The 13,157-nt window shown below is 67.0% G+C and carries 11 protein-coding genes; 7 read left to right on the top strand and 4 right to left on the bottom strand.

Annotated features, from left to right (window positions below):
- Nucleotides 1–64 precede the first annotated feature (64 nt).
- Nucleotides 65–499: a hypothetical protein gene (locus tag AC5JLE_RS16500; protein WP_014037831.1), complete on the top strand. Its 435-nt coding sequence runs from the start codon at nt 65–67 to the stop codon at nt 497–499.
- On the opposite strand, the gene AC5JLE_RS16495 is transcribed toward AC5JLE_RS16500, so the two are convergent.
- Entirely contained in the window at nt 486–1,616 is a 1,131-nt protein-coding gene (locus AC5JLE_RS16495; protein WP_032960096.1) for an MFS transporter, read from the bottom strand. The genes AC5JLE_RS16500 and AC5JLE_RS16495 overlap by 14 nt on opposite strands.
- A gap of 90 nt (nt 1,617–1,706) precedes the next feature.
- On the opposite strand from AC5JLE_RS16495, the gene AC5JLE_RS16490 reads away from it, so the two are divergent.
- Complete coding sequence (locus AC5JLE_RS16490; protein WP_069116916.1) at nt 1,707–2,495, top strand: AraC family transcriptional regulator; 789 nt, start codon at nt 1,707–1,709, stop codon at nt 2,493–2,495.
- Between the two features lie 115 nt (nt 2,496–2,610).
- Here the strand turns inward: AC5JLE_RS16490 and AC5JLE_RS16485 are convergent, their stop codons facing one another.
- The 3 genes from AC5JLE_RS16485 to AC5JLE_RS16475 are packed head-to-tail and all read right to left on the bottom strand — an operon-like array spanning nt 2,611 to nt 6,038.
- Nucleotides 2,611–4,248: a pseudouridine synthase gene (locus AC5JLE_RS16485; RefSeq protein WP_164109468.1), complete on the bottom strand. Its 1,638-nt coding sequence runs from the start codon at nt 4,246–4,248 to the stop codon at nt 2,611–2,613.
- Complete coding sequence (scpB, locus tag AC5JLE_RS16480) at nt 4,241–5,116, bottom strand: SMC-Scp complex subunit ScpB (RefSeq protein WP_014647755.1); 876 nt, start codon at nt 5,114–5,116, stop codon at nt 4,241–4,243. Before scpB ends, AC5JLE_RS16485 begins: the two co-directional genes overlap by 8 nt.
- 13 nt (nt 5,117–5,129) lie before the next feature.
- Nucleotides 5,130–6,038, bottom strand: coding sequence for a segregation and condensation protein A (locus AC5JLE_RS16475; RefSeq protein ID WP_014647754.1), 909 nt, complete (start codon nt 6,036–6,038; stop codon nt 5,130–5,132).
- A 375-nt stretch (nt 6,039–6,413) separates the two neighbouring features.
- Between AC5JLE_RS16475 and AC5JLE_RS16470 the strand changes: the two genes are divergently transcribed.
- The 5 genes from AC5JLE_RS16470 to AC5JLE_RS16450 all read left to right on the top strand — a co-directional run bounded on the left by AC5JLE_RS16470 (nt 6,414) and on the right by AC5JLE_RS16450 (nt 13,155).
- Complete coding sequence (locus tag AC5JLE_RS16470) at nt 6,414–6,713, top strand: YciI family protein (protein WP_014037825.1); 300 nt, start codon at nt 6,414–6,416, stop codon at nt 6,711–6,713.
- Nucleotides 6,710–6,985, top strand: a complete 276-nt coding sequence (locus tag AC5JLE_RS16465) for a BolA family protein (RefSeq protein WP_014647753.1) — start codon at nt 6,710–6,712, stop codon at nt 6,983–6,985. Before AC5JLE_RS16470 ends, AC5JLE_RS16465 begins: the two co-directional genes overlap by 4 nt.
- Nucleotides 6,986–7,133: 148 nt before the next feature.
- Complete coding sequence (locus tag AC5JLE_RS16460) at nt 7,134–8,171, top strand: LacI family DNA-binding transcriptional regulator (protein WP_014647752.1); 1,038 nt, start codon at nt 7,134–7,136, stop codon at nt 8,169–8,171.
- A 79-nt stretch (nt 8,172–8,250) separates the two neighbouring features.
- Nucleotides 8,251–11,307 (top strand): TonB-dependent receptor, encoded by a 3,057-nt coding sequence (locus AC5JLE_RS16455; protein ID WP_032960107.1) that lies wholly within the window; start codon nt 8,251–8,253, stop codon nt 11,305–11,307.
- 243 nt (nt 11,308–11,550) lie between these two features.
- On the top strand, nt 11,551–13,155 hold the full coding sequence (locus AC5JLE_RS16450) for a glucoamylase family protein (protein WP_014647750.1): 1,605 nt from the start codon (nt 11,551–11,553) through the stop codon (nt 13,153–13,155).
- Nucleotides 13,156–13,157: the final 2 nt, after the last annotated feature.

Genomic DNA, 13,157 nt, shown 5'->3' with positions numbered 1-13,157 from the left:
CATCCAGCGTGCACGCGCGCGCTGCTAGATTCGCCGGCAGTCCGACCGAACTGGAAGTCCTGCCATGAACAAGCCCTTCGCCCTGCTGCTGGCCCTGTCCGCTGCTACGCTGGCCCCGGCCGCGCACGCCGCCGGCAACCTCGATTGCCAGCTGCGCTACAACCTGTCCGGCTGGTCACTGATCTACAAGACCGCTTCCGGCAACGGCACGGTCAGCTGCAGCAACGGCACCAGCCTGCCGGTGCGTATCGAAGTGAAGGGCGGCGGCCTGACCGTGGGCAAGTCGAAGATCACCAATGGCCGTGGCAGCTTCACCGGCGCCGTCAGCGTCAACGAGCTGCTGGGCACCTACGCCTCGGTTGGCGCGCATGCGGGTGCCGTGAAGTCCAGCAACGCGCAGGTGATGACCAAGGGCGACATCTCGCTGGCCCTGTCCGGCACCGGCAAGGGCTGGGATCTGGGCGTGGACGGCGCCGCCTTCACCATCAGCCGGCGCTGAGCCGTGCCGGCCGCTGCAGCCACAGGGCAAGCACGCCGCACACGATGAGTGTCGGCGCCAGCAGTTGCAGTGCGCCGACCACGGCCATCGCCACGCCGATCAACAGGTAGTAGAGCAGGCCGAACAGGGCGCCGGCGCTGCCCAGGCAGTGCGGGTATCCGCGGAGGGCCTGGCCCAGCACATTGGGAATGGCCAGGCCGAACCCGGCCACCACCGGTACCATCGCCGCGACCAGTGCCGGCTGATTGTGCAGCAAGGCAGCCAACAGCCCACCGGCCAGCACCAGCCCTGCGGCGAGCCGGATGCGCGTGGCGGAGGCAACGCCTGCGCGCAGCAGGCGAGCATTGCCCCATGCACCCAGCGCCGAGCCGAGCGCCAGCAGCGCGCCGCTGGCACCGAACCAGGCCAGCGGCCAGTGCAGGCGTTCGAATACGAACGGGCCCAGCGCGTACCAGCTGTACATCGCCACGTTGAACGCCATCACCAGCAGCGCCTGTGACCAGATCCAGCGATCACGCAGCAGTTGCCACAACAGTGGAAGCATGGGGGTGTGCGCGACTTCCGCAGGGCGGCTCTCGCGCAGGCCCGTTGCGCATCCGAGCATCAGCAGGCTGACCATCAGCAGCAGGCCGGCCTGCACGCCGGCATAGCCATGGCTGTCCACCAGCAGCACACCCAGTGCCAGCCCGATCGCCGGGCTCAAGGCCAGCGCCATGCCGATCCACGAGAACGCCTGCGCCAACGCCGGACCCTTCAGGTGGTCGCGCAGTACGGTCTGGGTTACCACCGAGGCCGCCGCCGCACCCAGTGCGGCCAGTGCCTGCGCCAGCAGGACCTGGCCGAACGTGCTGGCCAGCAGGCCGCCGCAGGCGGCCAGTACGAACACGGCCAGGCCGCAGAGCAGGGCAGGGCGACGACCGACATGGTCGGCCAGCCGCCCCCATAGCAGGACACCGGCGGCAAAACCGAACAGGTACAGGCTCATGGCCTGGCTGGCGGCGCCGGGGGGCAGTGCGAAGCGCCCGGCGAGGTCGGCCAGGGCCGGGCTGTACAGGGTCTGCGCCAACTGGGGGAACATCAGCAGCGCGATGGTGAGCAACAACAGGCGACGCGACATGCGGGTGCTCCGCAAACAGGGCCGCGTATTGTGGTGGCCGGCGGAGTGGCGCACTCTGTCGGTCCGGCCAGGAAATGGATGAAATCGGACATGGCGTGGCTGCAACCGGATGCGCACTTCGATGCGGATGCCTGGAGCGCACCGGTGCTGGGCATCGCGTCGTCGCTGGCCGATCATGATTCGGGTTGGCACCAGCACGCGCGCGCGCAGTTGCTGTACACCCGGCGGGGCTGCACGCGGCTGACCTTCGGCGACCGCATCAGCCTGCTGCCGCCCTCGCGCGCGGCATGGATTCCCGGCGGCCTGCGCCATCGCGCACAGATGCGCCAGGCCGTGGACTACCGCTCGCTGTATTTCGATGCCACGTTGTCGGCACGGCTGCCGCAGCAGCCGGCGATCATCGGCGTCGGCCCCCTGCTGCAGGCATTGCTGGAACCGATCGCGCAGGCGCCGTTCGACCATGACTGGCGGGCGCCACGCGCGCACCATCAATTGGCGTTGTGCGTGCTGGAGATCGCCGCCGCACCGGTGGCGCCGATGGACCTGCCGCTGCCACGCGATCCACGCATCGCGCGCTGCCTGCCGCTGGCCGAGCAGTTGCCGCCTGAACTGGGTGAGCTCGCCGCGCGTGCGGGCCTGAGCGTGCGCACGGTCGGCCGGTTGATGCAACGCGACACCGGCATGGGCTACCAGGCCTGGCGCCAGCAATGGCGCCTGATGCGCGCCATGGAGCTGCTGCTGCTTGGCCATCGCATCGGGCACGTTGCGCAGGACACTGGTTTTTCCGCCGAGAGCCCGTTCATCGCCTTTTTCCGCAGCATGACCGGCACCACGCCCGCCGCGTTCCAGCGCCACGCAAAAGGGGACGGAGGGGATTAAGTCGCTTTCGCCCTTCGACGCACAGCGTGGCGAAAACGACTTAATCCCCTCCGTCCCCTTTTCAAAGAAAAACCCCGGCCGGAGCCGGGGTTCTGCGTTTCAACGTGGCTGCCGATCAGCCGCCGCGCGGGCCGCTGCGGCGCGGGCCGCCGGGACCGCGGTTGCCACCGGGGCCGCCCGGGCCTCGGTTGCCACCCGGACCACCGGGACCACGGTTACCACCCGGGCCACGGTTGTTGCCACCGCCCGGACCGCGACCGCCCGGACGGGCGCCCTGTGCCGGCTTCGGGCTGCCATACGGGTTGAAGCCCGGGGTGGCGTGGTCGGACGGGAAGCTCGGGGCGTTGCCCGGATGGCCGTACGGGTGCTTGTTGCCCTGGCCCTGCGAGCGGTTGCCGCCACCGGCCGGACGACCCTGGCCGCCTGCGCCGCCACGGCCTTCGCCGCCGAAACCGCCACGGCCCTGGCCGCCACCGGCGCCTGCGCCCGGGCCCTTCGGCTTGCCGTACGGACGGCCCTGGCCGCCTGCACCCGGACCACGGGCACCGGGGCCGCGTGCGCCCGGGCCGGCGTTGCGATGGCCGCTCGGGCCGGTGCTCACGCCATCCGGCACGTACCAGGTGCGGAACGCGGCCGGATTGCCTTCCGGCAGCGAACGATCATTCTTCGGCGCACGCTGCTTGAACGGCTTCTGCGACTGCTTGGCTGCCGCTTCACCGCTGACCGTCAGGCCGCCCTTGAAGCCGCCACCCTTGCCGCCGCGACCACGGCCGCGGTCTTCGCGGACGTTGTCGAAACGACGCAGCTCGCGGCCTTCGTCGGCGGTGTTGTGGCCGTTGACGTAGGCGTTGCCACGGCCACCTTCGCGCACGCGCACGGTGGTCTTGGCCGCGCGGCGCTGGCCGATCACCGGCTGCAGCGTCAGTGCCGACGGTGCGCCTTCTTCCAGCTTCAGCTGGGCGCGCAGGGCTTCAACCTGCGTGGTGCCCAGTTCCACCGAATGGCCACGGGCCAGTTCGCGCGGCAGGCTCACCTTGCCATAGCGGGTGCGCTTCAGGCGGCTGACCTGGCAGCCCTGCGACTCCCACAGCCGGCGCACTTCGCGGTTGCGGCCTTCCTTCACCACGACGCGGAACCAGTCGTGCGAATCGGTGCCGCCGATGCGTTCGATCTCATCGAACTTGGCCGGGCCGTCTTCCAGCGCGACGCCACGGGTGAGGCGGTCGACGATGGCGTCAGAGACCTTTTCCTCGCCTTCCGGCGCACGCACGCGCACCACGTACTCGCGCTCGACCTCGAACGACGGGTGCATCATGGCGTTGGCCAGCTCACCGTCGGTGGTGGCCAGCAGCAGGCCGGTGGTGTTGATGTCCAGGCGGCCGATGGCGATCCAGCGCGCGCCCTTCAGCGGCGGCAGCGACTCGAACACGGTCGGGCGGCCTTCCGGATCATCGCGGGTGGTCACTTCGCCTTCCGGCTTGTTGTAGACCAGCACGCGCGACGGCTCGGCCAGGGCGGTGGCGACGAAGCCGCGGCCATCCAGTTCGATCTTGTCGCCGCTCTTGACCGACATGCCGGTCTGCGCGACTTCACCGTTGACCTTGACCAGGCCTTCGGCGATGCGCTGTTCCAGCGCGCGGCGCGAGCCGAGGCCGGCCTGTGCGAGCACCTTGTGCAGGCGTTCTTCCAGCTTGAACTGTTCGGAGGTGGCTTCGCGCTTCAGCGAGAGCTTGTTACGGGGGGTGTCACTCATCAGTTTTGCTCCGGCCGACGGTTTCGAGGTCGGCCTCTGGTTCGGAATCGGCTTGGTCAACAGCCACGGTCGTCATCGCGACGGCGTTGTCTTCGCGTTCGTTCAGGGGCACCGCGCGCTCGCCCGGCGCGGAATCGGGGTGCCCATCATCGAGGGGCGAAGGTGCTTGCTCATCGGTGGCCGACGCAGGGGCTGCATCGGCGGAATCGGGGGTGTCACTGCCGGCCAGGCTGGCATCATCGTTCGCGGCAGCGCCATCGGCGCCGGCCGAGATGTCCGGACCCTCGGCACCGGCGACGGCCGGCGCATCGCGGTCCAGGGCAAGCTGCGGTTCCAGCTCGCCCAGGTCCTTCAGCTCCGACAGCGGCGGCAGTTCGTCCAGCCGCTTCAGCCCGAAGTAATCCAGGAAGCCCTTGGTGGTGCCGAACAGCGCCGGTTTGCCGGGCACGTCGCGATGGCCGACCACGCGGATCCACTCGCGTTCTTCCAGCGCCTGGATGATGTTGCTGCTGACCGCCACGCCGCGCACCTGTTCGATCTCGCCGCGGGTGATCGGCTGCCGGTAGGCGATCAGCGCCAGGGTTTCCAGGGTGGCACGGGTGTAGCGGGTCTTGCGTTCGGTCCACAGCCGGCTGATCCAGCCATGCACTTCGCCGGTGACCTGGTAGCGGAAGCCGGAGGCGACCTCGACCAGTTCCACGCCGCGGCCTTCGCAGGCCTCGCGCAGGCGTTCCAGCGCACGTTCGATGCTGCCCGGCGGTGCCGGTTCCTCTTCCGGGAACAGGTCCTTCAGCTGGGCCAGGGTGAGCGGCTGGCTGGAAGCCAGCAGGGCACCCTCGACAATGCGGTTGATCAGCGATTGATCCATCGGCAGTCAGCGCTCACTCGTCTGCATTGGCGTCGTCGTCGTTGTCGTCGAACTCGCTGCTGAACTGCAGCGGGGCATTGGTGTTGCCGGCCGCCAGCGACTTCACGTAGATCGGCGCCAGCGGTTCTTCCTGGACGATGTCCAGCAGCTGTTCCTTGGCCAGCTCCAGCACCGCCAGGAACGTGACCAGCACGCCCAGCTTGCCTTCTTCGGCGGTGAACAGCCCTTCAAAACGATAGAACTTGCCATCTTCCAGGCGTCCCAGCACTTCGCCCATGCGTTGCCGCACGCTCAGTGCCTCACGCTTGATGGCGTGGCCGCTGAACAGCTCGGCGCGCTTGAGCACGTCGTGCAGGGCCAGCAGCATTTCCTTCAGGTCCACCGGCGGCGGCAGCTTCACCGTGGCACGTTCGGGCATGAAGGCATGTGCCACGGTGGTATCGCGGTCCTGGCGGGGCAGGGCGTCGATGTTCTCGGCGGCCTGCTTGAAGCGTTCGTACTCCTGCAGCCGGCGCACCAGTTCGGCGCGCGGGTCGGCTTCATCGCCTTCCTCGCTGACCGGGCGCGGCAGCAGCATCCGCGACTTCACCTCGGCCAGGATCGCGGCCATCACCAGGTATTCGGCCGCCAGCTCGAAGCGCAGCTCGCGCATCACGGTGATGTACTCCACGTACTGCCGGGTGATCTCGGCAACGGGAATGTCCAGTACATCCAGGTTCTGGCGGCGGATCAGGTACAGCAGCAGGTCCAGCGGGCCTTCAAAGGCATCCAGGATGACTTCCAGCGCGTCCGGCGGGATGTACAGGTCCTGCGGAATCTGCAGGACCGGTTGCCCATGCACCACGGCCAGCGGCATTTCCTGCTGCTGGGGGGCGGGCGGCCGGGTTGGCGGGTTCGCGTCGAGCGCGAGTTCGGAAGTCATCTAATGGAGATCAGGATTGCAACGGACCAGTCGCGGCACCGGGTTCGCCGGGCCAACGCCACGGAGCCCCAAGGCGCCAGACACGCCGGGATCGGCGCGATTCCACACATATCAAACAGCGGGACGCGCCGCGGTAAACGGCAGCGACAGAACTACGGGGAGGTCGTCTACGTGGCCCGGCCGGGTGGTCCGGTTTGAAGCAGCGGGACGGTCGTCGGGGGCTGCGTTGGCCGCAAAAACCGACGGGCCGCTGCATCCAGCCACGTGCAATGGAGTCTAGGGTAAGCCTTTGCCGCGCCAGTGTCCAGCCGGACCGGGGCGGGGGCTGCATTGGCTAGAATCTGCGGACCCGACAACGCAAGCGAGGAAATGCCGGTGTGGTATGTGATCGAAGGGTATGACGGCCAGGATGTGCTGGCGCAGCGGCTGCAGGCGCGGCCGGAACACCTGGCGCGGCTGCACGCGCTGCGCGACGAGGGACGCCTGCTGCTGGCCGGCCCGTGCCCGGCGGTGGACAGTGAAGACCCGGGCCCGGCCGGTTTCAGCGGCTCGGTGGTGATCGCGCAGTTCGAGTCGTTGCCGCAGGCCCAGGCCTGGGCCGATGCCGACCCGTACGTGGCTGCCGGCGTCTACACCCGCGTGCAGGTACGCCCGTTCCGCAAGGTCCTGCCGTGAACGCGGAACGGATCGAGCGGATCCGTGATGCGCTGCAGCAGGCGCTGGCACCCAGCGTGCTCGAGATCGAGGATGACAGCCATCGCCATGCCGGCCATGCCGGCGCGCGCGACGGGCGCGGCCATTTCAACGTCCATGTGGTGAGTGAACGCTTCGCCGGACTGGCTCCGTTGGCCCGGCATCGCGCGGTCTATGCCGCGCTGGGGTCGATGATGGACACCGATATCCACGCGCTGTCCATCCGCGCACATACCCCGTCAGAACAGGGCTGAGCCCTTGTCCCGCACTGTCCTGGCGGGTCCGCAAGGGCCTGGCCACGGACAGGTTTTCATGTCCATTTCGGGACATTCGCCTAACGGACTGTTTACAAGCCCAGATGGAAACGCTTACATTCCGCGCCAATGCTGGTAGGTCCAAGCCGTGGAGGGCGGCTTCGTGAACAAGGCAGCTATCACAATCAAAGACGTCGCACGCGAAGCCCGGGTCTCCGTGGCCACGGTTTCCCGCGCGCTCAACGGGCATGAAAATGTCGCCGAACCGGTCCGCCAGCTTGTGCTGGAGGTGGCCGCACGGCTGCGTTACACCCCGCATGCCGCCGCCCGCAGCCTGAGCAGCCGCCGCACCAATACGGTGGGCGTGGTGCTGCCTGACCTGTACGGCGAATTCTTCTCCGAACTGATGCGCGGCATCGACGGCGTGGCCCGCAACCGCCGCCAGCACCTGCTGGTGTCCAGCTACCACGGCGACCAGGAACAGCAGGGCGCCGCCCTGCGTGCCATGCGGGGCCGCGTCGACGGCCTGCTGGTGCTCTCGCCCTATGCCGAGAGCCCGGGCTTCCTGACCGACAACCTGCCGCAGTCGCTGCCGACGGTGTTGATCAACACCTATCTGCCCGGGCAGGACCATCCGGTGCTGAGCATCGACGACCACGCCGGTGCGATGGCGATGACCCGCCACCTGCTGGACGCCGGCCACCGCCGCATTGCCTTCATTTCTGGCCCGGACCTCAACTTCGACGCGCGCGAGCGCCTGCGCGGCTTCCGTGACGCGCTGGTGGCGTTTGGCAGTGGCGCCGAAGGCATCGAGCTGCCCGGTGATTTCGACGAAGCTTCCGGCCATCGCGCCGGTCAGGAGTTGCTGGCAGCCGGAGCGCTGCCCGATGCCGTGTTCGCCGCCAACGACATGATGGCCCTGGGCTGCCTGTACGCGTTCACGCAGGCTGGTGTCCGTGTGCCGGCCGATGTTGCCCTGGCAGGTTTCGATGACATTCCACTGGCGCGTTTCGTCCACCCGTCGCTGACCACCATGCAGGTCAGCATCGCCGAGCTCGGCGACCGGGCCATGACGCGTCTGATGCAGTTGATGGACGGCACCTCCACGGATGGGACAGGGGACAAGCAGACCCTGGTTCCCCGCTTGATAGTTCGCGATTCCACCACTCCGCCATCCGGCCATTGAAGCCAGAGGCGTTCCTTCTTTTTTTTTGACTGATCGCAGGGACCGCGCAAGCGGTTACCGCCACCCGGAGATTGAGTTGATGATGCATACCACCTTCCGCATGCCGGCGCGCCGGCTGCTGAGCACCGCACTGGTCAGCTGCCTGATGCTGGCCGCCGCCCCCAACGTCATGGCGCAGTCGGCCAACGCCAGCCTGCGCGGCCAGGTTGCCGGCGCCCAGGCAGGTACCGAAGTGACCGCCACCAACGTGGCCACCGGTACCGTCCGCCGTGGCACCATCCGCGCCGACGGCAGCTACTCGCTGATGGGCCTGGACCCGGGTACCTATGACGTGGTCGCCAACGGCCAGACCCAGAAGGTCACCGTCACCGTGGCCTCGACCGCGACGCTGAACTTTGCCGGTGCCGCCAGCAGCACCCCCGGTTCGACCGCGGCCACCAACCTGGACACCGTCAACGTCGTCGCGCCGACCCTGCTGCAGGAAGTGCGCACCTCCGAAGTCGGCAAGACCGTCAGCCTGCAGCAGATCCAGACCACCCCGCAGGTGTCGCGCAACTTCCTGGAGTTCGCCGACGCGGTGCCGGGCCTGATCTTCACCCGCGACGCCAAGGGCAACACCTCGCTGCGCGGCGGCGCCACCAATGCCGACGGCACCAACGTGTACATCGACGGCGTAGGCCAGAAGAGCTACGTCAAGGGTGGCGGCGTGGCCGGCCAGTCCGGCAGCGCCGGCAACCCGTTCCCGCAGTTGGCCATCGGCGAATACAAGGTCATCAGCGGCAACTACAAGGCCGAGTATGGCCAGGTGTCGAGCGCCGCGGTGACGGCTGCAACCAAGTCCGGCACCAATGAGTTCAAGGGCGAAGCGTTCTACCGCTACACCGATGAAGACATGCGTGCCAAGACCCCGGCCGAGCGCCAGGGTGGCAAGGAAAAGATGGTCTCGGCCGAGAAGGAATACGGCTTCGCCCTGGGCGGCCCGATCATCCAGGACAAGGCGCACTTCTTCGTGACCTACGAAGCCAAGCGCTTCGACCTGCCGGTCACCATCGCGCCGGATGGCGCGGTCACCGGCGCTGCCGGCCTGCTGCCGCCCGCCGGTGCCGCCGGCCTCGGCCCGGCCAGCCAGCCGTTCCAGCAGGATCTGATCTTCGGCAAGATCGACTTCGAGCCGACCGACAACGACCGCATCGAGCTGACCTTCCAGGACCGCGACGAAACCCAGTCGCAGTTCAGCGGCCAGACCTCGCCGGAAGCCGGCCGTGAAGTGGTCAACACCGACCGTCGTTATGCCCTGCGCTGGAACCACAGCGGTGAGCGCTACTACAACGAGTTGATGGTCACCCACGAAGATTCGTTCAACAATCCGACCCCGCTGACGCTGGCCAACGGCATCACCTACACCGCACCGGACGGCCCGGAAGACCGCACCATCGTGAAGATCGGTGGCGCCTCGGCACTGGATTCGCAGGTGAAGGGCCAGAAGGGCTGGTCGATCGAAGACAACCTGACCCTGGATGGCATCCAGTGGGCGGGCGACCACACCATCAAGATGGGCGTGAAGTACAAGCAGATCGACCTGTACGCGTCCGATGCGGCGCAGATCAACCCGACCTTCACCTACTCGCTGGGTGATCCGGACTTCCCCGATTCCATTCCGTACAAGGCGCAGTTCGTCAAGCCGGTGACCGGCGTGACCGGTGTGTCCGGCGAAGTGCGTTCGAAGTCCAAGCAGTACGGCGTGTTCATCCAGGACGACTGGCAGGTCAATGACCACCTGCAGCTGAACATCGGCCTGCGCTGGGACTACGAAAAGACCCCGTCCTACCTGGACTTCGTGACCCCGCAGCAGGTGGTCGACGCCATCTATTCGCAGGATCCGCGCGCTCCCGCCGGCCAGACCTATGCCGATTCGCTGGCACTGGGCGGCCTGGACATCAGCGACTACATCAGCAACGGTCACAACCGCAAGGCATTCAAGGATGCCTGGCAGCCGCGCCTGGGCTTCTCGTATGACATCAATGCCGACGAGCAGCACGTGATCCACGGTGGTGCCGGCCGTTCCTACGACCGTGACCTGTTCGACAACCTGCAGCTGGAAACCACCAAGCTGGCCCTGCCGCAGCCGACCATCTACTTCCGCAACCCGGCCACCGGCGCCTGCATCAACGGCCAGGCCGCCTGCTATGACTGGAACCCGAACCTGCTCAACGGCATCGGCAACCTGCAGGCACTGGTCGGCGCGACCAGCAATGCCGGCCTGGAAGTGGACCTGCTGAACAACAAGCTGAAGGCGCCGTACTCGGATCAGTTCAGCCTGGGCATGAGCAACCAGATCGGCGACTGGCTGACCGACGCCACCATCGCTCGAACCCTGAGCTACGACGGCTTCGCCTTCACCCTGGGCAACCGCTACCCGACCGGCCAGTTCTTCGATGATCCGCGCCTGTGTGGTGGCACCTCCCCGGGCCTGAGCCAGGCCTGGAGCTGCAACGTGCCGGGCTTCGGCAGCCTGATCATCGGCCAGCAGGGCATCAAGACCCGTGCCACCCAGGTCCTGCTGTCGGCACAGAAGCCGTTCACCAAGGAAAGCGGTTGGGGCACCTCGATCGCCTATACCTGGACCACCGCGCGCCACAACCGTGACATCAACGAGAAGTACGCCTTTGATCGCGGTCTGATCGGTGATTACCCGACCATCCGTTCCAACGGCGCGCCGCGCCACCGCCTGGTGGTGACCGGTTCGTACGCGGGCTTCTGGGGCATCACCTTCGGCGGCAAGATCACCCTGGCCACCCCGACCGCCGTCAACGACTGGTACCCGGTGATGCAGGCCAGCGGCTACACGCTGCCGACTCCGCAGGCGGCCGTGCCCAACGCAACCGGCAAGTTCCTGGTGGGCGGCAAGATCTTCGGCTACCGTTCGGTCGACCTGCAGGCGACGAAGACGTTCAAGATGCCGGGCAACACTGAGCTGTACGCCCGCCTGGACATCATCAACGTGTTCAACTTCGACAACTTCTCCACCTACAACTACGTCAAGACCAACGGCAAGCTGCAGGCCAGCTACAACGAGACCGGCGACATCATCGGTACTCCGCGCCAGGTCAAGGCCGAAGTGGGCTTCCGCTTCTAAGCTCGGGCTGTGATGCATGACCCGATGCCGCCGGCTCGCTGGCGGCATCGGTGAAAACGGCAATGGCCGGCCCCGTGCCGGTCCATTGCCCACGCCGCTGCCGGCCAGGGGGCAGCGGCGTGGGCAATGATCGCGGTGTCAGGCCACGTTTTTCGTGGTTTTTTAAGCACACACCTTGTAAACGATTTCAGATCATTGGACGGTATGCTTTCCCATCGATCAGACCACCGGAGGAACCGCGCCATGCAGGCACGCCATCTGTTGTCCGCCGCAGCGCTGAGCCTGGCCGTGGCCGCCTGCCAGCCGGCCCAGCAGGAACCTGCCAAACCGCGCCCGCCGGTGATCCTGATCGAGGCCGATGCACCGCCTCGGCCCATGAAGCCTGAGCTGCCGCCGCTGTTCGATGACATCGAGCGCCGCACCTTCCAGTTCTTCTGGGATACCACCAACGAGGTCAACGGGCTGACCCCGGACCGCTACCCGTCGCGGCCGTTCGCCAGCATCGCCTCGGTCGGCTTCGCGCTGACCGCCTATCCGATCGGCATCGAGAACGGCTGGGTCAGCCGCAACCAGGCGATCGACCGCACGCTGACCACGCTGAAGTTCTTCCGCGACGTGCCGATGGGCCCGCAGCGCACCGGCAAGGCCGGTTACAAGGGCTTCTACTACCACTTCCTGGACATGCAGGAAGGCCGTCGCTACGACAGCTGGGTCGAGCTGTCATCGGTGGATACCGCGCTGCTGATGATGGGCGTGCTGTTCGCGCAGTCGTACTACGACGGTGATGATCCGCGCGAGAAGGAAATCCGCCAGATCGCCGATACGTTGTACAAGAAGGTCGACTGGCCGTGGCTGCAGCAGCGTGCACCGCTGATCTCGATGGGCTGGTTCCCGGAGAGCGGTTTCATCGACCACGACTGGATGGGCTACAACGAGGCGATGATGGTGTACATCCTCGCCCTGGGCTCGCCGACGCACCCGGTCAGCCCGGACGCGTGGACGGTGTGGACGCGTACCTACGACAACGACTGGGGCGTCTACCAGGGCCAGGAATACCTGTCCTTCGGCCCGCTGTTCGGCCACCAGTACAGCCACGTCTGGATCGACTTCCGCGACATCCAGGACGCCTACATGCGCGAGCGCGGCAGCACCTATTTCCTCAACAGCCGGTCGGCCGCGCTGGCCCAGCGCGAATATGCCATCGCCAACCCGATGCAGTGGAAGGAGTATGGCGAGAACGTGTGGGGCCTGACCGCCAGCGATGGTCCGCAGAACACCACGCAGGAGTACCGCGGCGAGCAGCGCCAGTTCCGCCACTACTCCTCGCGCGGCGCCGGCCTGCGCGAGAACTTCGATGACGGCACCATCGCCCCGACCGCTGCGATCGCATCGGTGGTGTTCGCCCCCGAGCAGGTGATCCCGGCCACGCTGGAGATGCACAAGCGCTTTGGCGACTACATCTATTCCAGCTACGGCTTCCTGGATTCGTTCAACCCCAGCTTCAACTACGACATCCCGATCAAGACCGGTCGCCTGGTTCCCGATCGCGGCTGGGTCGCCAGCGACTACATCGCCATCGACCAGGGCCCGATCCTGACCATGATCGCCAACTACCGCGATGACTTCGTCTGGGAAGTGATGAAGAAGAACCCGTACATCCGCAAGGGCCTGGAGCGGGCCGGGTTCAGTGGCGGCTGGCTGGCGCCGGAAGGGTCGTTCCAGCCGCTGGAACTGCAGAAAGACGAAAAGGCCGCGGCAGCACGCGCGGTGGGTATCGCCGAATCACGCGCGGCTGCCGCGCAGGAACAGAAGAACAATGCCAACCGCACCACAGGCCAGGGCAAGTAGCC

The organism is Stenotrophomonas sp. (assembly GCF_059505245.1).
This window is presented reverse-complemented; position numbering and strand designations above follow the sequence as displayed.

What these genes read in the sequence shown, in the direction of transcription:
- AC5JLE_RS16450 (WP_014647750.1), top strand. Translation starts at nt 11,551, where the DNA reads ATGCAGGCACGCCATCTGTTGTCCGCCGCAGCGCTGAGCCTGGCCGTG.
- AC5JLE_RS16455 (WP_032960107.1), top strand. Translation starts at nt 8,251, where the DNA reads ATGATGCATACCACCTTCCGCATGCCGGCGCGCCGGCTGCTGAGCACC.
- AC5JLE_RS16500 (WP_014037831.1), top strand. Translation starts at nt 65, where the DNA reads ATGAACAAGCCCTTCGCCCTGCTGCTGGCCCTGTCCGCTGCTACGCTG.
- scpB (WP_014647755.1), bottom strand. Translation starts at nt 5,116, where the DNA reads ATGGATCAATCGCTGATCAACCGCATTGTCGAGGGTGCCCTGCTGGCT.
- AC5JLE_RS16490 (WP_069116916.1), top strand. Translation starts at nt 1,707, where the DNA reads ATGGCGTGGCTGCAACCGGATGCGCACTTCGATGCGGATGCCTGGAGC.
- AC5JLE_RS16485 (WP_164109468.1), bottom strand. Translation starts at nt 4,248, where the DNA reads ATGAGTGACACCCCCCGTAACAAGCTCTCGCTGAAGCGCGAAGCCACC.
- AC5JLE_RS16475 (WP_014647754.1), bottom strand. Translation starts at nt 6,038, where the DNA reads ATGACTTCCGAACTCGCGCTCGACGCGAACCCGCCAACCCGGCCGCCC.
- AC5JLE_RS16495 (WP_032960096.1), bottom strand. Translation starts at nt 1,616, where the DNA reads ATGTCGCGTCGCCTGTTGTTGCTCACCATCGCGCTGCTGATGTTCCCC.